The 17,741-nt window shown below is 69.6% G+C and carries 15 protein-coding genes; 6 read left to right on the forward strand and 9 right to left on the reverse strand.

What is annotated here, in order from left to right; genetic code table 11:
* Positions 1–53 precede the first annotated feature (53 nt).
* The gene (locus E0E30_RS08310; RefSeq protein ID WP_130865869.1) at positions 54–869 is read right to left on the reverse strand and encodes an Fpg/Nei family DNA glycosylase; all 816 of its coding nucleotides are present in this window, start codon (positions 867–869) and stop codon (positions 54–56) included.
* 133 nt (positions 870–1,002) lie between these two features.
* On the opposite strand from E0E30_RS08310, the gene E0E30_RS08315 reads away from it, so the two are divergent.
* Positions 1,003–1,398 (forward strand): hypothetical protein, encoded by a 396-nt coding sequence (locus E0E30_RS08315; protein ID WP_130865870.1) that lies wholly within the window; start codon positions 1,003–1,005, stop codon positions 1,396–1,398.
* Here the strand turns inward: E0E30_RS08315 and E0E30_RS08320 are convergent.
* Positions 1,364–1,873 carry a ribose-5-phosphate isomerase gene (locus E0E30_RS08320; RefSeq protein WP_130865871.1) on the reverse strand — a complete coding sequence of 170 codons (510 nt, stop codon included), beginning with the start codon at positions 1,871–1,873 and terminating at the stop codon, positions 1,364–1,366. The two genes, E0E30_RS08315 and E0E30_RS08320, sit on opposite strands and share 35 nt — an antisense overlap.
* Positions 1,874–1,951: 78 nt before the next feature.
* Here E0E30_RS08320 and E0E30_RS08325 point away from each other — a divergent pair, with 78 nt between their 5' ends.
* Positions 1,952–3,241 carry a GNAT family N-acetyltransferase gene (locus E0E30_RS08325; RefSeq protein WP_130865872.1) on the forward strand — a complete coding sequence of 430 codons (1,290 nt, stop codon included), beginning with the start codon at positions 1,952–1,954 and terminating at the stop codon, positions 3,239–3,241.
* Between the two features lie 57 nt (positions 3,242–3,298).
* Here E0E30_RS08325 and ligA read toward each other — a convergent pair whose 3' ends face one another.
* The 4 genes from ligA to budA form a co-directional block, all read right to left on the reverse strand.
* Entirely contained in the window at positions 3,299–5,500 is a 2,202-nt protein-coding gene (gene ligA / locus E0E30_RS08330) for an NAD-dependent DNA ligase LigA (RefSeq protein ID WP_130865873.1), read from the reverse strand.
* A 112-nt stretch (positions 5,501–5,612) separates the two neighbouring features.
* Positions 5,613–7,169, reverse strand: a complete 1,557-nt coding sequence (locus tag E0E30_RS08335) for a histidine-type phosphatase (protein ID WP_245306551.1) — start codon at positions 7,167–7,169, stop codon at positions 5,613–5,615.
* Positions 7,170–7,318: 149 nt separating this feature from the next.
* Complete coding sequence (locus tag E0E30_RS08340; protein ID WP_210115803.1) at positions 7,319–7,921, reverse strand: mycothiol-dependent nitroreductase Rv2466c family protein; 603 nt, start codon at positions 7,919–7,921, stop codon at positions 7,319–7,321.
* A 136-nt stretch (positions 7,922–8,057) separates the two neighbouring features.
* Positions 8,058–8,771 carry an acetolactate decarboxylase gene (gene budA, locus E0E30_RS08345; protein WP_130865874.1) on the reverse strand — a complete coding sequence of 238 codons (714 nt, stop codon included), beginning with the start codon at positions 8,769–8,771 and terminating at the stop codon, positions 8,058–8,060.
* Between the two features lie 74 nt (positions 8,772–8,845).
* Here budA and E0E30_RS08350 point away from each other — a divergent pair, with 74 nt between their 5' ends.
* The 3 genes from E0E30_RS08350 (at position 8,846) to pepN (ending at position 12,617) form a co-directional block, all read left to right on the forward strand.
* Positions 8,846–9,307 carry a helix-turn-helix domain-containing protein gene (locus E0E30_RS08350; RefSeq protein ID WP_130865875.1) on the forward strand — a complete coding sequence of 154 codons (462 nt, stop codon included), beginning with the start codon at positions 8,846–8,848 and terminating at the stop codon, positions 9,305–9,307.
* Positions 9,304–9,900 (forward strand): PIN domain-containing protein, encoded by a 597-nt coding sequence (locus E0E30_RS08355; RefSeq protein WP_130865876.1) that lies wholly within the window; start codon positions 9,304–9,306, stop codon positions 9,898–9,900. Before E0E30_RS08350 ends, E0E30_RS08355 begins: the two co-directional genes overlap by 4 nt.
* A gap of 125 nt (positions 9,901–10,025) precedes the next feature.
* A complete protein-coding gene (pepN, locus tag E0E30_RS08360; protein WP_130865877.1) occupies positions 10,026–12,617 on the forward strand; it encodes an aminopeptidase N in 2,592 nt (863 codons plus the stop codon).
* A 66-nt stretch (positions 12,618–12,683) separates the two neighbouring features.
* Here pepN and E0E30_RS08365 read toward each other — a convergent pair whose 3' ends face one another.
* Positions 12,684–12,974: a hypothetical protein gene (locus E0E30_RS08365; RefSeq protein WP_130865878.1), complete on the reverse strand. Its 291-nt coding sequence runs from the start codon at positions 12,972–12,974 to the stop codon at positions 12,684–12,686.
* A gap of 190 nt (positions 12,975–13,164) precedes the next feature.
* On the opposite strand from E0E30_RS08365, the gene E0E30_RS08370 reads away from it, so the two are divergent.
* Positions 13,165–14,874, forward strand: a complete 1,710-nt coding sequence (locus E0E30_RS08370; RefSeq protein WP_411913997.1) for a glycoside hydrolase family 13 protein — start codon at positions 13,165–13,167, stop codon at positions 14,872–14,874.
* Positions 14,875–14,896: 22 nt separating this feature from the next.
* On the opposite strand, the gene E0E30_RS08375 is transcribed toward E0E30_RS08370, so the two are convergent.
* Both E0E30_RS08375 and E0E30_RS08380 read right to left on the reverse strand, forming a co-directional pair.
* A complete protein-coding gene (locus E0E30_RS08375) occupies positions 14,897–15,781 on the reverse strand; it encodes an acyl-CoA thioesterase (RefSeq protein WP_130865879.1) in 885 nt (294 codons plus the stop codon).
* 3 nt (positions 15,782–15,784) lie between these two features.
* Entirely contained in the window at positions 15,785–17,668 is a 1,884-nt protein-coding gene (locus tag E0E30_RS08380; RefSeq protein WP_130865880.1) for an AMP-dependent synthetase/ligase, read from the reverse strand.
* Positions 17,669–17,741 lie beyond the last annotated feature (73 nt).

A 17,741-nucleotide genomic window follows, 5' to 3' on the forward strand; every position in this document is an offset into this window, starting at 1 on the left:
CATGCCTTGTCGGTGAGTGGTCGGTGAGTTCTCGGCCCACGGTCGGCCAGTGCTCAGTGGTGGCGACGCTGGCAGCGCGGACACCAGAAGAGGTGCCGTCCGGCGAGGTTCCTGCGCTGGACCGGGGTCCCGCAGACCAGGCACGGCTGCCCCTCCCGACGATAGACGTAGACCTCTCCGCCGTGGGCGTCGACACGGGGCGGCCGACCCATCGCCTCGGGCGTGTGTTCCGCTCGGACCGTGTCGATCCGGCCGGCGTCGACGCCGTCGGCCATGAGGAGGACGAGGTCGTCCCAGATGGCACTGAAGGTCGACGCCTTGAGGTCGCGGCCCGGCGTACCGGGGTCGATGCGGTGACGGAAGAGCACCTCGGCGCGGTAGATGTTGCCGACGCCGGCGAAGATCCGCTGGTCCATGAGGAGCTCGGCGATCGACTTCGAGCTGCGGTGCACCTTCTGCCAGGCCAGGGCAGGATCGGCGTCCGGGCGGATGGGGTCAGGGCCGAGGGCGTCGACGACCTGACGCCACCGGTCCTCGTCGACGAGGTCGCAGGTCTGCGGACCGCGCAGGTCGGCCACGTGGGCGGCGTCCGACAGGCGCAACCGCACCTGACCGGTGACGGGGACGGACGGCCCGACCGCGAACTTGCCGATGAGCCCCAGATGGATGTGGACGAGGTGCGGCCCGGGAGCGTCGAAGTCGAGCAGGAGGTTCTTGCCCCAGGCTTGGGCCCCGGACAACGTCGCCCCGTCCAGGGCGGCCGCCTCGACGGCGAAGCGCCCCTGGGGGGAGGTGACCCCCACGGGTCGGCCGCCGAAGGTCCGGTCGATCTGGCGGGCCAGTCGGTGGATGACGTGGCCTTCGGGCACGGTGATCTCCTCGCTCGATGTGGGCCGATCCGGCCCGGCTTGCCCCGGAGGGGCCGATTCGACCCGCGTTGCTCCGGAGGGGCCCGTCCGGCCCGGGCGAACCCGGTTCGGGTGGACGTGGTGGAATGGCCCGGTGAGCAGGAAGCGGACCGACTCGACGGGCACCGACGACCGTACCGCGCCCCAGGAGGGACCGGCCGGACGCCGGACGAGGTCGCCCAGGGTGCGTCCCCAGGCGCCGTCACCGGCGTCCGTGGACACGACCTCCAGTGCCTCCGGCAACACCTCCAGTACCTCCGGCAGGGACACACCGCCCTCCGGCAGGAGCCGACGCGGCCCGGTCGTCGATCGGATGAGGGCCCTGCGGGTGCGCGAACTCGGCCGGTGGGCGCGATCGCGGCCGTCCGGGTCGAGCGCTCGGATGCCCGCCAAGGGCAAGGAGTGGGACGTCGTCCTGGCCACCCTGCGTCGGCGGGCCACCGGCGGCGGAGAGGTCAGTCGAGCCGACCCGTCGTCTCCCACCGCGTGAGCAGGTCGATGCGACGCTGGTGACGCTCAGCGCCGGAGAACGGCGTCGTGAGGAACACCCGGACCATCTCCCAGGCCTCCTCGAGGGTCTGCATGCGCCCGCCCAGGCTGATGACGTTGGCGTCATTGTGCTCACGGGCCAGCCGGGCGATCTCCGGGTTGTACGCCAGGGCGGCACGCACCCCGGAGACCTTGTTCGCGGCGATCTGCTCGCCATTGCCGGACCCACCCAGGACGATGCCGAGCGATCCGGGCTCGGCGACGACGGCCTGCGCCGCGGGGATGCAGAAGACCGGGTAGTCGTCCTGGTCGTCGTAGCTGGAGGCACCGTGGTCGACGACCTGGTACCCGGCCTCGGAGAGCTTGCCGACGAGGAACTCCTTGAGGTCGAAGGCGGCATGGTCGGTGGCGATGTGGACGTGCGTGGGAACGAACGACTCCGTGGACGACTCGGGGGACGATGACAGTGAAGACATGGCCCCATGATGGCATCGGCCCGCGCCGCCTCACCGCGACCCCCCGTGACCGGCACATGTGAGCGATAGCGTGGGTGCATGGCTGCCCACTCGATACACGCCCACCTTCCCGAGCCGTACCGCTTCGATCTCGTCGACACCGACGGGACCGCCTCGGACCGGTGCCGTGACCACATGAGGGCAGTGTGCCTGGGCTTCCACGTGGCCGATCCCGATGACCGGGCCGTCGCGAACTACTGCCGCGACTCGGCGGGACGACGGCTGCGCGAGGTGCGCACGACCACCCCCGACCTCGAGCTCGGCGGTCTGCCGGTGGCCACCCTCACCAGCTACGACCTGTCGGTCAACACCGGTCACGGCCACCTCGAACCCGCCGACTTCATCACCGACGTCACCGTGCGGGCGACCCATCGACGCCGGGGCCTGCTGCGCGCCCTCATGACCCATGACCTGAGCCAGGCACGGGAGTCCGGCACGGCCCTGGCCACCCTCACCGCCACGGAGGGAGCCATCTACGGCCGATTCGGGTTCGGGGTGGCCACCCGCACCATGAGCGTCGAGGTCACCGGGGGCCGGCACTTCTCGCTCATCCACGACCCGGCAGGGTCCATCGAGCTGGCCGACCCGGGGGCGATCGACGCCCTGCGGGTCGATGTCTTCACCGACTTCCATGCCCGTCACCGCGGGTCGCACGGACGTCTCGACTGGCACACGAACATGGCTGCCGGCCGGTACCAGGAGTTCGGGTCGACGCCGAACCGCCGGCTCCGGTCCGCTCTCCATCGGGATCCCGCCGGACGAGCCGACGGGGTGGTCTCCTACGAGGTGACCGAGGACTTCGGCTCGCAACTCACGGTGCACGACATGGTTGCGGCGAACCCTGACGCCGAGCTCGCCCTGTGGGACTTCCTCACCTCGGTCGACCTCGTCACGACGGTCCGAGCAAGCCACGTCGATCCGGCGACGCCGCTGCCGTGGGCCGCCCGCGACCCGCGCATGGTGCGGATCACCGGCATGAGCGACCTCACCTGGCTGAGGATTCTCGACGTGTGCCGCGCCCTGGAGATCCGCGGCTGGGACCACGCCGGATCGGTCGCGTTCCACCTCACCGATCCGCTCGGATGGTGCCAAGGCACCTGGCGCATCGACGTCGCGGCCCCCGGTGCACAGCCCGTCGTCACCGAGCTCGACGACGCGACGGACGCCCCGACCATGGACGTCGGCACCCTCGGGTCCCTCTACTTCGGGCTGGCCGGGGTCCGATCGCTCGCCGCCGCCGGGCGGGTGCTCGGCACGCCGGACGAGATCACGGCCCTGCACCGGTTCTTCGCGACCGTCGACACGGCACACAACATCTCGTACTTCTGAGACGTCCGAGGTCGATCCCCCGGCGAGGGGTGCACGGGCTCACCCGTCGCCGGGCGCTCAGCCGATCGTCGGCACCCCGTGCGGCCCGCGCTCCAGGAGATACCGGAACCCGGCCTCGTCGAGGATGGGCCGACCGAGTTCTCGGGCCTTCGTCTCCTTCGACCCGGCGTTCGCCCCGACGACGACGTAGTCCGTGCGCTTGGACACCGATCCGGCTGCCTTGCCGCCACGAGCGACGATGGCCTCCTTGGCCTCGTCCCGACTGAACTCCTCCAGCGAACCGGTGACGACGACGGTGAGTCCCTCGAGGGTGCGATCGGACGAGGCGACGGCCTCGTCGGCCATGCGGACCCCGGCCGAGGCCCAGCGTCGGACGATCTCGTCGTGCCAGTCGACACGGAACCACTCGACGATCGACTCGGCGATGACCTGCCCGACGCCGTCGGTCCCGGCCAGTTCCTCGACGTCGGCCGCCCGGATGGCGTCGATGGACCCGAAGCGGGTGGCCAGGGCGCGCGCGGCGGTCGGTCCGACATGGCGGATGGACAGGGCGACGAGCACCCGCCACAGCGGTTGGGTGCGGGCCTTGCCGAGCTCCTCGAGAAGCTTGACCGTCGTCGCCGTCGGCACGGGCTCGGCGGCCTTGGTGAAGAAGAAGGGTTCGAGCTGCCAGGGGCCAGGTCCCTCCTTGGTGCGACGCCGCCGCCACACCCTCACCTGGCGCAGGTCCTCGACGGTGAGGTCGAACAGACCTGCCTCGCTGCTGAGGACCGGCGTCTGCCGAGGAGGCAGCACGCCGTCGACCTCACCCTCGGTGGGCCGGGAGTCCTCGGGGTCGGTGAGGGCGATGGCGGCCTCCCACCCGAGGGTCTCGATGTCGAGGGCCCCGCGCGAGGCCAGGGCGAAGACCCGCTCGCGCAACTGGGAGGGGCAGCCGCGGGCATTGGGGCACCGCAAGTCCTTGTCCCCCTCCTTCTCGTAGGCCAGTTCGGTGCCGCAGGCCGGGCAGCGGGTCGGCATGACGAAGGGCCGCTCGGTCCCGTCACGCAACTCCACGACCGGGCCGACGATCTCCGGGATGACGTCACCGGCCTTGCGCAGGACGACGGTGTCACCGATGAGCACGCCCTTGCGCCTCACCTCGAAGGCATTGTGCAAGGTGGCCATCTCGACGGTCGACCCCGCGACGACCACGGGCTCCATGACCGCGTACGGGGTGACACGACCGGTTCGTCCGACGTTGACGCGGATGTCGAGGAGCGTCGTGTTGACCTCCTCGGGAGGGTACTTGTAGGCGATGGCCCATCGAGGTGCCCGCGACGTCGCCCCGAGTCGGGTCTGGGTGGCGACGTCGTCGACCTTGACGACGATCCCGTCGATCTGGTGCGTCGCCTCGTGACGGTGTTCGCCCCAGTGGGAGACGAAGTCGAGGACCTCCTGGCCGGTGGCGACGATCCTGCGGTAGGGCGAGACCGGCAGTCCCCATCGCTCCAGCTGCTCGTAGGCGTGGCCCTGGCTGGGGAACTCGTGGCCCTCGACCCGCCCCAGACCGTGGACGATCATCGACAACGGGCGCGACGCCGTCACCGTCGGGTCCTTCTGGCGCAGCGATCCGGCGGCCGCATTGCGCGGGTTGGCGAAGGGGTTGCGCCCGGCCTCGACGAGGGAGGCGTTGAGGTCGTCGAAGTCGGCCACGGGGAAGAAGACCTCGCCACGCACCTCGAGCAGAGCGGGGACGTCGGCGCCGCGCAGGCGTTGCGGAATGGCCTTGATGGTGCGGACGTTCCCGGTGACGTCCTCCCCGACCCGTCCGTCCCCACGGGTGGCACCGGAGACGAGCCGGCCCTGCCGGTAGACCAGGTCGAGGGCCAGGCCGTCGATCTTGAGTTCGCAGAGGAACTGCACCGGCCCGTCGGCCGCGGCCACCGTGCGCGCCATCCAGTCGGACACTTCGTCGAGGGTGAAGACGTTGTCGAGGCTGAGCATCCGCTCGAGGTGCGTCACCGGGGCGAACTCGCTCACCTTCTGCGGTGCCCCGACCCGTTGGGTCGGCGAGTCAGGGGTGCGCAGCTGGGGGTGCTCGTCCTCGAGCCGCTCGAGCTCACGCAGGAGCTCGTCGTAGCGGGCGTCCGAGATCGTCGGGGAGTCGGAGCCGTAGTACGCCTCCTGGGCAGCCAGGATGACGTCGACGAGGCCGGTCCAGCGGTGGCGCAGTCCTGCCTCGTCGGTCGATGCCTCGATCGGGGTCTCGTCGTTCATGGGTCCATCCTTGCGCACCCCACGGACAGTTCCGGGACGACACCAGTCCCGGGACGTCCGACCGCCACGTGCGTCCCGGAGCACTGCGCCCCGGGACGGCCGGCCCAGGTCCTCAGGCCCCGGTGCGCGGCAGGCCGGGGCGCTCGTCGCGCCCGGGTCCCGGGTGGCCGGGGCGCTGCGGTCGGTCCTTGCCCGGCTGTCCCGCGATCCTCCAGGCGTCGGGCGCCACTGTCGCCCCGGTGAGGCACCTCTTGAGCTCGTCCTCGGTGTAGTACACCGAACCCTCACGCACGGGGCGGCAGTCCCCACCGAAGGTGGCCTCGATTTCGTTGAGCAGCATCCGCACGACGCGCTGGCCCCGGGCCGACTGGAAGACGTCCCACTGGACGTTGACGGCCATCTTCCCCTGCCGGGCGCCCCGCCAGTCGGTGGCCTGCCAGAAGTCGGTACGCGTCGGGTCGACCTGTGCGCGCGATCCGGGTGCCTTGATGAGCGCCTCGAAGGGGATGAGGGTCTCGGCATGCCCGAATCGCAGGGTCGCCGAGCCGCGAGGACTGGCCTTGGTCTGCTCGTCGATGCTCGTGAAGAAGTCGTCCAGCAGGACCTTCGAGTTGCGGTACGAGATGTCCGAGCCGACGAATCCGGGGCCCTTCTGGGCGAAGTCCTCGGCGTCCAGGCACATGGCGAACCAGTCCGCCTGTTCCCGGGTGAAGTACTTGCCGAAGTCGACCTTGACCTCCTGGGCCATGGACGGCGCGATGATGTAGAGGTTGTACAGCTTGAGAGCCGCGTCGACGACCCCCTTGAGCTTCTTGCCGGTCGCATCGGTCACCGTGATGGACCCGTCGGCGAGGCCATCGACGAAGGCCGTCGTGTACACCTTCTCGAGCACCTGTCGGGCATGACGCACCGACTCGGGACGCGCGTTGACCGCGTCGACGTAGGAGCTCACCTTGTCACCGTCGAGGTAGGCGGTGTAGTCGGCGTAGTCACTGTTGGACTTGTCGTCGTAGAACCGCAGCGTGCTCACGCTGGCCGGGATGGCTCGGGACATCTTCCCGTCCAGCGCCGGAGCCGCCGAGACGAGCCCGTCGACGAAGTCGAATCCCGACTCGGCGGCCCGGGGCTCGCCCGAGGAGACGACCCTGATGTTCGTCGCGGTGGCCCCGGTGAACAGCGACGGCATGCGCCGGGCCAGGCGTCGTCCGAGATCTCGGTGCTGCTGGGCGCCGACTCCCGTGAGATTCCCGTAGCCCTTCTCGAACGTCCCGTCATTGAGCACGACCCCGGCAGCCGTCATGCGAGCCCACGTCGCCTCGTCACCGAGCTTCTCGTTGGCCTCGTGGATCCTCTCGGTCTGGTCGAACAGGTCCTCCCCGAAGGGTTTGACGGCGTCCATGGCCTTGGCCTTCTGCCAGATGGCCATGGTCATGGCGTCGTACTTGAAGCCGGACAGGCCACGCGACCCGTGACGGGCGACGACCTGGGTGTTGACCGGGCGGAAACCGTCCGGGGCCGGGCTGTACGTCGTCGACGGGGCGACGTACACCGTCTTGGTCGACATCGAGTCGTCGTCGCCCTGGGCCTGCGCCGGCACGACGGTCCAGGACAGCGTGGCGACGACGGCCAGGCACAGGCCGCCGACGCCTCGTCGAAGGGATGCGGACATGAGCACTCCTCGGGAGAGGTGGCGGACGGCGTCCACCGGCTGTGAGAACCCTAGAAGCGCTGTGTGAACTCACGATGACGTGCGGGAACACCGCGGATGACGACTTTCCCCGTCGTTCGGTGTCGGCCGCCCGTCACTCGACGGCGACCTCAGTCGAGGATCGGACCGACCGTCCGCGTCCGCTTGAGCTCGAAGAAGCCCGGGTAGGCCGTCATCCTCACGAATCCGTCGAAGAGCTCACCGGCCTGCTCCCCGCGGGGCGCCGGGGAGATGACCGGGCCGAAGAGGGCCATTCCGTTGACGTGGAGCACGGGGGTGCCGACGTCCGAGCCCACCGGGTCCATGCCCTCGTGGTGGGAGGCGAGCAGGGCCTCGTCGAACTCGTCGGTCGTGGCCCGGCGGGCGATGTCGACGTCGAACCCGCACTCGGCCAGGGCGGCGGCGACGGTCTGCTCGGTGTGCGGCTCCTTGCCGAGGTGGTACCGCGTCCCGATGGCCGTGTAGTAGTCGCGCAGGGCCTCCTGCCCGTGCACCTGGGCGACGCCGATGCCGGCGCGCACGCCGATCCAACCGGTACGGAAGGCCTCGGCGTGCTCGTCGTCGACATCGCGACCCTCGTTGAGGATCGACAGGCTCATGACGTGGAAGACGGTGTGGACGTCGCGGACCTTCTCGACCTCGAGCATCCAGCGGGAGGTCATCCAGGCCCAGGGGCACATGGGGTCGAACCAGAAATCAACGGTGGTCGTCATGGGACCAGTCAACCGTGTGGGACCCGATTTCACCAGAGCCCCGCCCAACCGGCGTCTGCGCCGCGACAGCACCGTGACGCCGGGCCCCGGGGCCCACCGGCGAGCGCCGCCCACGGACGCCGCCGGGGCGAAGGGGTCAGTGGTGCTCGACCCGGGAGATCTCCTCGCGCATGTCACGGCTGAGGTCGGCGTCACCGAACTCCTCGGTGAGCGGCAGCCGGAGCCGGAGATCGGTACCCAGACACAGCTCGGCCTGGCCCGACTCGAGGACGAAGTCGACGAGATGCCCCCCTCGGGTGCGTTCCTCGTCGATGACGTGCGCATGGCATCCCGCCACGGAGATGCCCGACTCGTAGAGCGGGGTGCGGAACCCGGCGACGGTCCCGTCGAAGTCCTCGAAGCGGACGATCTCCTCACCCTGGGTCGCCTCGATCATGGGACGGTAGGGCCGCTCCTGCTTGACGACGGTGCGTGCGCTGGCCCAGCGGAAGTGGCCGGTGATCCGCAGCGCGTACATGTAGTTCGAGCTCGGGACGAGGGCGTCGATCCGCCGGGACAGCTCCGCCCGGGTGACCGGCTCCTCGAAGGTCCGCTGCAGGGTCGGGACGAAGTTCGTGACGACGGCGTAGGGCGTCCGCTCCGACAGGTCCGGTTCGCTCACCGAGCCGTCGTTGCGCAGCCGGTAGCACCGTCCACCGAGGATGACCATCTCGCCGTCGAGCCCGTTGAAGGTGCCGATGCCGAAGGACCCGTGCCCGAGGAGCTCGGCCAGGGTGACCTCGTCCTCGTACACGCCCTGGGCCAGGGCGGTGATGAGGCTGGTCTGGAAGATCTCGTGCCGGGTCGTCATGGTCCAAGGCTAGGCCGTGACGCACCCGACCATCTTTCCTCGTTTCGATTTTTTCGAATTGATACCATGGAGCCATGTCCCGTTCCTCCACCCCGTCGAGAACCGTCCTGCCCCCTCAAGACCTCGAGGAGATGCTCGAGCTGGCTACGTTCCTTGAGCATTCCCATGCTCCAGCCGCACTCATCGGCCCCGATGGACAAACCGTGCCCCTTCCACTGGAAGCCTTCAAGGTCCTCAAGGACGCTGCCCACGCCATGCGGGAGGGCCGCGCCATCACCATCGCCCCCGTCGACCAACTCCTCACCACCCAGCAGGCGGCCGACTTCCTGGGCATCAGCCGCCCAACGCTGGTCAAGTTGCTCGAACAGGGGCGCATCGCGTTCCAACGCCCCGGAGCCGGTCGCCATCGACGAGTTCGGCTGGTCGACCTGCTCGACTACCGGGCCGAGGCGTCGACCGAACGTCGGGCGACCCTCGATGCCCTCACGTCCGAGGCGATGGAGCTCGGTCTGTACGACGCCACGGAGGATCGGTGACCAGGTTCAGCGCACTCCTCGACACCTGCGTCCTGGTACCGATCGTCCAGGCGGACACCTTGCTCCGACTCGCGGAGAAGGGGCTGTACCGCCCCATCTGGAGCGCCAGGATCATGGACGAGTTGGTCAGTGCGATCGAGAGGGTCCACCCGCACCTGCCCCCGGGAGCCGCCTCGCGGCGATCGGCACAGATGAACAGGGCCTTCCCTGACGCCTGCGTGCGGGCCGCGAGGAGCCCTATCGAGGACCTCGTCCTGCCGGACGACGGGGACATCAACGTCCTCGAGGCCGCCATTCGTGGCCGGGCCGACGTCATCGTCACCGACAACCTCAAGGACTTCCCGGAATCCGCCCTGGCGCCTTTTGACCTGGAAGCGCAGAGCGCCGACGAATTCCTGGGGAACCAGCTCGATCTCGATCCGGATGCCACGATGATCGCGCTGGCGGAACAGTCGGCCGCCACCCGAAACCCCACAATGACGGTCGAGGCGATCCTCACCCGAATAGCCCGTGCCACTGCTCCCCAATTCGCCCGCGCAGCGAGGTCACAACTGTGGCGGATCGCCAGCACCCCCGGCAATGACGCCCCGTGACCAAGGCATCCGTCACACACCGCCGGGAAGGACGACAGAACGGCACCGAACCGATAGAGTCTCACGGTGAAAAGGCGGAATCGGAAGATACCGAACCGCACGAAGGGAATCTCCACGGAGGCACGATGAACTCGGTCAACATCACCCGCGACGAGGCGGGAGCCCGCTCCGGCATCGTGACGACCCACGGTTATCGGGTGGTCGTCGACCTGTCCGGACGTGACCCGCAGGGCCAGCCACTCGAGGACCCCACCGGCACCTTCGTCTCCTCCTCGACGGTCTCGTTCACGAGCACCGGGGACCCCACCCACATCGACCTCATCGCCGACGGTGTCTACGCGGTCGACCTGGACGGCGTCCCCCTCGATCCTGCCGCGTACAAGGACAACCGGTATCCCCTGTCCGCCGCGGAGGGCACCCACGAGCTCACCATCGTCGCCCTGTGCCGCTACTCCCATTCCGGTGAGGGTCTGCACCGCTTCGTCGACCCCGCCGACGACCGCGTCTACCTCTACACCCAGTTCGAGACCGCCGACGCCCGGCGCATGTACGCCAACTTCGAGCAGCCCGACCAGAAGGCCACCTTCGAACTGCAGGTCATCGCCCCGCGTGAGTGGGTCGTCATCTCGAACTCCCCCACCCCCGAGCCGACGGACGGTCCCTACGAGGGCATGGGCCGGTGGAGCTTCGAGCCGACTCTGCCCATCTCCACCTACCTCACGGCCCTGGTCGCCGGCCAGTACCACGTCGACAAGGGCACCATCCACGCAGCCTCGGGCGAGCTCGGCGCCGACATCCTGTGCCGCGAGTCGATGAAGGAGTTCCTCGACGCCGACCGCATCCGCCGGACGACCCAGCGTGGGTTCGAGGTGTACGAGGCCGAGTTCGGCTACCCCTACCCGTTCCGCAAGTACGACCAGTCCTTCGTCCCGGAGTTCAACGCCGGGGCCATGGAGAACGTCGGCTGCGTCACCCACCGTGACGACTACCTCTTCCGATCCCGGGTCACGTCGGCGGCCTACGAGGCGCGCGACAACACGATCCTCCACGAGCTGGCCCACATGTGGTTCGGCGACCTCGTCACCATGAAGTGGTGGGACGACCTGTGGCTCAACGAGTCCTTCGCCGAGTGGGCCTCGCACCACTGTCAGGAGAAGATCGTCGCCACGCACGGCGGGATCGACCCCTGGGTCTCCTTCGCCAACCAGCGCAAGACCTGGGGATACGCCCAGGACCAGTTGCCGACGACCCACCCCATCGCCGCCGACATGGTCGACCTGGCCGCCGTCGAGCAGAACTTCGACGGCATCACCTACGCCAAGGGCGCCTCCACCCTCAAGCAGCTCGTCGCCTTCGTCGGCGAGGACGAGTTCCTCACCGGGGTGCGGTCGTACTTCGCCGGACACGCCTTCGGCAACACCGAGCTGTCCGACCTGCTGCACGAACTCCAGGTGGCCTCGAACCGCGACCTGTCGTCCTTCACCGAGACCTGGCTGCGCACGGCCGGAGTCAACACCATGAGGGCCGACGTCGAGGTCGACGAGGAGGGCCGGTTCACCCGGTTCGACGTCGTCCAGTCCGCCGACCCGACCCACCCGACCCTGCGCACCCACCGGATGGGCATCGGCATCTACAGCCTGCGCGACGGGGCCCTCGTGCGCACCGACGGCCTGGAGGTCGACGTCCACGACGAGCGGACCCCCATCGCGGCCCTGGTCGGCCATGCACGCGGCGACCTCGTCCTGCTCAATGACGGCGACCTCACCTACGCCAAGGTGCGCCTCGACGAGCACTCGCTGGCGACGTTGCGCGAGCACATCGGGCACCTCACCGATCCGCTCGCCCGGGCCCTGTGCTGGAGTTCGGCCTGGGACATGTGTCGGGACGCCGAGATGCGCCCGCAGGACTACGTCGACCTCGTCGCCTCCGGCCTCGGCGCGGAGACCGACCTCACCGCCGTCCAGTCGCTCATCGCCCAGGCCACCCAGGCGGCCACCGCCTACTGTGACCCGTCGGTGCGGGAGCGGACCCGGGTGCGTCTCGTCGCCGCCCTGGCGGCTCTGCTCAAGGACGCCGAACCCGGCTCCGACCACCAGGTGGCCCTGGCCCAGGGTCTGGTCAATGCGACCGGCCCCGAGGGCGTCGACCTGCTGCGCGGATGGCTCGGCGGCGAGGAGGTGCCCGACGGCCTCGACGTCGACCAGGGACTGCGCTGGACGATCATCAAGGCGCTGTCACGTCTGGGGGTGGCCGACGAGTCGGTCGTCACGGCGGAGCTGGAGCGCGACCAGACGATCTCCGGGGCCGAGCAGGCCGCAGGGGCCCGCGCCGCCGCCAAGGACGCCACCGCCAAGGCCGCGGCCTGGCAGCGGGCCACCCAGGACGCGAACGTGCCGAACGAGACCTACCGGCAGCTCACCCGCGGTTTCGTCCAGCCCGACCAGGACGACCTCGTCCGCCCCTACGCCGGCAAGTACCTGCAGCTGTGCCGGACCATCGACGAGCTGTCGGGGCAGTGGGCCCGGGCCGGTCACGCGCAGATCCAGAACGCCCTCACCTGGCTGTTCCCGGCCACCGTGGCCGACCGTGAGTGGCTCGACGGGCTGTACGGCTGGATGAAGGAGCACGAGCCGGGCAGCACCGTCCGACGCGTCCTCCAGGAACGCTCCGACCATGCGGAGCGGGCCCTGCGGTGCCAGGAGCGCAGCCGCTCCTGACCGTCCGCGAAGGACCGATGACGCACGGCGGCCCGGCTCCCCACCTGGGGAGTCGGGCCGCGTGGGTCAGTGTCGGGCCTCGTCGAGGACGCGGTCGTCGAGCCCGCGATGCGGACCGGCGACGAGGGCCCTCTCCTCGGTCTGCGGGTCGGTCTCGGCCGGGTCGGCCAGTCCGGAGGCGAGCTCGTCCCGGCGACGCTCGAGTCGACCCTTGCCGGCCAGGCCGACGGCGATGAAGACCGCCGCGGTGAGCAGGGGCAGCAGCACGCACAGCAGGATGACGTGGAAGGGGCTGTAGGACGCCTCCGGCCACCCGGGCATGACCTTGAGCGGAGCGATGAGGGCGAGAACAGGCATGGCCACACCCTAGTGCACGGCGACCGTCCCGAGGACGAAGTCGACGCACGGGCCCGACGGGTCGCGCCGGACTCATCACAGCGGACCGACCACACCGGGCCCGACCACCGGGTGGCCACATCCGCCTGCCTTGCAGCCTCCCGTCACGACCGAGGAAGATGGACGACGATCTCGACCCGGCAGGAGCCCCATGTCAACCACCCCCATGTCCTCGACCGACCCCACCTCGACCACGCCGACCCCGGACGAACCGTGGTGGCGCTCGGCCGTCGTGTACCAGATCTACCCGCGCAGCTTCGCCGACGGCAACGGCGACGGCGTCGGTGATCTGCGGGGCATCATCGACCATCTCGACCACATCGTCTCGCTCGGGGTCGACGCCGTCTGGGTGAGCCCCTGGTACCCCTCCCCCATGGTCGACGGCGGGTACGACGTCGCCGACTACTGCGACATCAACCCCGACTTCGGCACCCTGACCGAGGCCCAGGAATTCCTCGACGCCGCCCACGCCCAGGGCCTGCGAGTCATCATCGACCTCGTCCCGAACCACTGCTCCTCCGCTCATCCGTGGTTCCGGGCCGCCCTGGCCGCTGGTCCGGGCAGCCCCGAACGCGAGCACTTCATCTTCCGGGACGGACGAGGCGAGGCCGGCGAGTTGCCACCCAACAACTGGCCCTCGGTCTTCGGCGGTCCGGCCTGGACCCGCGTCACCGAGCCGGACGGACGCCCCGGACAGTGGTACCTGCACTTCTTCGACCCCGGCCAGCCCGACTGGAACTGGCAGGACGAGGAGGTCCGCGCCGAGTTCGACCGGGTCCTGCGTTTCTGGTTCGACCGTGGCGTCGACGGGTTCCGTGTCGACGTCGCCGACGCCCTCGTCAAGGACATGACCCTGCCCGACGTGCCCCTCGACCCGTTCACCGGTCGCGGAACCCTCGACAAGGCGATCGACAATCCCATGTGGGCCCAGCCCGGACTCGCCGACGTCCAGCGCCGCTGGCGAACCATCGCAAACTCCTACCGCGACACCCCCCAGGGCGAGCGGATGTTCGTCGCCGAGGCCTACCTTCCCCACGACAAGCTCGTCCGGTTCCTCGAGCCCGACCGCTTCCAGACGAGCTTCGACTTCGAGTTCCTCCAGTCGGCGTGGACCGCGTCGTCGATGCGGTGGGCCATCGACCGATCCCTCGAGGCCCACGCCCGGGTCCACGCGACGTCGACCTGGGTCCTGGGCAACCATGACGTCATCCGGCCGGCCTCCCGCTACGGCAAGGCGACCTCGGGCATCGACTTCACCTCCAGCGAGCACTATGACGACCTCGCCACCAAGGCGATGCCGGCCGACCTCGAGCTGGGTCGGCGTCGTGCCCGCGCCGCCCTGCTGCTCGAGATGGCGCTGCCCGGAGGAGCGTACGTGTACCAGGGAGAGGAGCTCGGACTCGACGAGGTGTCCATCCCCGACGACCTCATCCAGGACCCCTCCTGGGAGCGTTCCGGCCACGTCGAGCGGGGCCGTGACGGCTGCCGGGTGCCGATCCCGTGGTCGGGCGAGCAGGCTCCCTATGGCTGGTCGACGACGTCGAACACCTGGCTGCCGATGCCCGGGTACTGGGCCGACCGGACGGTCGCCGCCGAGGAGGGGGACCCCGACTCGTTCCTGTCGCTGTACCGGAGGGTCCTGGCCGTACGGCGCGCCGAGCCGGCCCTGGGATCCGGGTCGATGACCTGGGACGAATCGGACGAGCAGGTGCTGTCGTTCACCCGCGAACCGGGGTTCCGCTGCGTCGTCAACTTCGGGACCACGCCGGTGCAGCTGGACCCGAGCCGGGTCATCGTCTCGTCCCTGCGGCTCGAGGGCGGCCTGCTGCCACGCGACGCGAGCGCCTGGCTGCGCGTGTGAGGGTCCCTCGCCCCGGCCGGGCTCAGGACACGAGATGCCCGGCCAGGGCGGTCCGGGTCCCCTCGTCGATCGGCGTCGCCAGCCCGGAGTCACGGTCGACGCAGACGAGCACCGTGAGCGACTCGACGACCGTTCCGGCCCCCGCCTCGATCGAGGCGGCCAGGGTCATCGAGGAGGTGCCCAACCGCGACAGCGCGGTGTGCACCCGGCACGACCTGGCCGCCGGCAGGAGTTGGCGTCGGTAACGCACGTCCTGACGCACGACCACCCACAGGTGGTCGCCGGCCCGGCGCATCCCCGGCGACCACGAGGTCGTCGCCAGGATCCGTGCCTCCTGGAGGTAGCCGGTGAGCGAGACATTGTTGACGTGCCCGTAGCGGTCGACGTCGGACCATCGGATCGGCACGGTGACGACCTCACCGGCACCCGAGACGTCGAGGAGGTCGAGATCACGCCACTGTGCCGCCGGTCCGGACATCCCGGTGAGGGTCGCGCGCTCCAGGGGGGTGAGGCGACGGGGCCGTTCCTCCTCGAAGTCGAAGGGGCAAAACTGCGTCCTGGCCCGGGCGACCTCGAGGCCGCGATGCCGGGCGCGGTACTCCATGATCGTCCGTGACGCTCCGATGGTCGAGCACCACACGTCGACGAGCAACGGCTCCTCGTCGACGACGAAGGACCTCTCGAACTCGACCCCCTGGCTCACGACGACCATGCCGGTGTCGAGCATGGGGGCGGCCGGGGTGAGGAGGAAGGCCTGGTTGCGAGCCTCCTGGACGAGTTCCCAGATGCGCACGTTGTTGACGTGTCCTTGGGCGTCCATGTCGGACCAGCGCAGGGGAATCTCGACGCGCACCGGCCCGTCGGGGATCCTCGGTTCGTCCACCGGTTCGTCGGTGCGCGTCGTCATCGCTCAGTCCTCGACGTCGTAGAGCGACTCGATGACGTCCTTGTACTGCCGGATGACGGCATCGCGACGGACCTTGAGGTTCTCGGTGACCATGCCCTGGGAACCGTCGAAGTCATGGTCGAGGATGGCGAACCTCTTGATGGTCTCCCAGCGTCCCAGGTGCGCATTGGCCCGGTCGACCCACCGTTGCACCATCTCGCGCACCTCGGGCAGTTCGGTGAGCTGTGCGTGGGACAGGTCGGCGTGGCCGTGGTTGCCCGCCCAGACGGCCAGGGCGGACGAGTCCAGGGTGATGAGGGCGACCGCGTACTTGTGCCCTTCCCCGGCGACGACGGCGTGGGAGATCATCGGTCCGTTCGCGGTGAGGGCCGCCTCGACCTTCTGCGGGGCGATGTACTTGCCGTTCGAGGTCTTGATGAGATCACGCTTGCGTTCGGTGATGGTGAGGTTGCCCTCCTCGTCGAAGGACCCGACGTCGCCGGTGTGGTACCACCCGTCCTGCGTCCACGTCCGCGCGGTGCGCTCCGGGTCGTCGTGGTAGCAGCGAGCCACCGTCGGACCGCGCAGCAGCAGCTCCCCGTCGTCGGCGATCATCGTCTCCATGCCCGGGCAGGCCTTGCCGACGGTGCCGAAACGCGGTGTCTTGGGGACGTTGAAGAAGGCGATCGCGGTCGTCTCGGTCGACCCGTAGCCCTCGACGACCGGGACACCGGCACCGAGGAACCATTCCTGGACCATGGGCGAGAGTTTGGCCGAGCCGCTGATCATCATGCGCACCCGTCCCCCCATGGCCGCCCGGAGTCTCGACAGGACGAGCCTGTCGGCGAGGGCCCGCTGGGCGGCCAGGGCGACCGGCACCCTGGCGCCGTCGAGTTCGAGCAGGGCTGCGCGGCGGCCGACGTCGAAGGCCCAACGCGACAGCCCGCCCTTGAGGCCCTTGGTGTTGCGGACGCTGGAACGAACCTTCTCGAAGATCCGCGGCACCCCGCACATGAAGGTGGGACGCACCTCCTGCATCCCGGTGAGGATGCGGTCGACCCGCCCGTCGACGGCGATGGAGTACCCGATGGTGAGGCCCACGGCCAGCAGACACTTGCCGAAGACATGGGCCAGCGGTAGCCACAGGTACTGCAGGTCACCGGGTTCCAGCGGGTCCCAGGACTCCATGGCCACCCCCATGTACGTCCAGACCCGGTGCGGCAGCTCGACACCCTTGGGGTCGCCGGTGGTGCCGGAGGTGAAGATGAGGGTCGACAAGGTCTCCGGGCCGGTGGCGTCGATGGCCCGCTGGACACATCCGGGGTCGCGACGCCGTCGTGCCTGTCCGCGCTCCTCGAGCTCCGAGAAGGCCAGGACCCGGTCGTCGTCGGCCACCAGGCGCCGCGGCGAGTCGGGGGAGCCCTGGGGCAGCCGGTCGTCGTCGACGAGGATGATGCGCCGGATCTGCTCGTCGAGGGTCGGACGCCCGAGGATCTTCACCGCCTGGGCGCTGTTCTGGGCGACGTAGACCACGGACTGGGAACGCGTGAGGATGTACTCGACGTCCTCGGGCTGGGTGTTGGCGTATACGGTCGTCGTCGCCGCCCCGGCGCACTGGATGCCGAAATCCATGAGGATCCACTCGATGCACGTGTCCGCGCAGATCGCCACCCGCTCCTCGGCGCCGACGCCGAGGTCGAGCAGTCCGGCGGCGAGGTCGTGGGCACGGTCCTGGGCCTGTGCCCAGGTGAGCCGGGTCCAGTTCTCCGGGCCACTGGCCAGACGCTGCGGGTACAGATAGGCGAGCCCCTCCGGGGTCAGGTCGACCCGACGACGCAGCATGTCGCCGACGTTCCTGGCCATGGAGGCGAGGAGGCGTTCTCGGACCTCGAGGGTGTCGCTCGTCATGGGAAATCCTCTCCGACGTGGGGCCGGCCGTGGCGTGTCCACGACGGTCGGGCGGGGCGCCGACAGGACGCCG

The organism is Acidipropionibacterium timonense, assembly GCF_900605005.1.
In the GTDB taxonomy this organism is placed as follows: domain Bacteria; phylum Actinomycetota; class Actinomycetes; order Propionibacteriales; family Propionibacteriaceae; genus Cutibacterium; species Cutibacterium timonense.

Coding starts and splice junctions, on each gene's coding strand:
- E0E30_RS08380 (WP_130865880.1), bottom strand. CDS start 17,668: ATGACGAGCGACACCCTCGAGGTCCGAGAACGCCTCCTCGCCTCCATG.
- budA (WP_130865874.1), bottom strand. CDS start 8,771: ATGACGACCCGGCACGAGATCTTCCAGACCAGCCTCATCACCGCCCTG.
- E0E30_RS08375 (WP_130865879.1), bottom strand. CDS start 15,781: ATGACGACGCGCACCGACGAACCGGTGGACGAACCGAGGATCCCCGAC.
- E0E30_RS08365 (WP_130865878.1), bottom strand. CDS start 12,974: ATGCCTGTTCTCGCCCTCATCGCTCCGCTCAAGGTCATGCCCGGGTGG.
- E0E30_RS08350 (WP_130865875.1), top strand. CDS start 8,846: ATGTCCCGTTCCTCCACCCCGTCGAGAACCGTCCTGCCCCCTCAAGAC.
- E0E30_RS08320 (WP_130865871.1), bottom strand. CDS start 1,873: ATGTCTTCACTGTCATCGTCCCCCGAGTCGTCCACGGAGTCGTTCGTT.
- E0E30_RS08325 (WP_130865872.1), top strand. CDS start 1,952: ATGGCTGCCCACTCGATACACGCCCACCTTCCCGAGCCGTACCGCTTC.
- E0E30_RS08370 (WP_411913997.1), top strand. CDS start 13,165: ATGTCAACCACCCCCATGTCCTCGACCGACCCCACCTCGACCACGCCG.
- ligA (WP_130865873.1), bottom strand. CDS start 5,500: ATGAACGACGAGACCCCGATCGAGGCATCGACCGACGAGGCAGGACTG.
- E0E30_RS08340 (WP_210115803.1), bottom strand. CDS start 7,921: ATGACGACCACCGTTGATTTCTGGTTCGACCCCATGTGCCCCTGGGCC.
- E0E30_RS08335 (WP_245306551.1), bottom strand. CDS start 7,169: ATGTCCGCATCCCTTCGACGAGGCGTCGGCGGCCTGTGCCTGGCCGTC.
- pepN (WP_130865877.1), top strand. CDS start 10,026: ATGAACTCGGTCAACATCACCCGCGACGAGGCGGGAGCCCGCTCCGGC.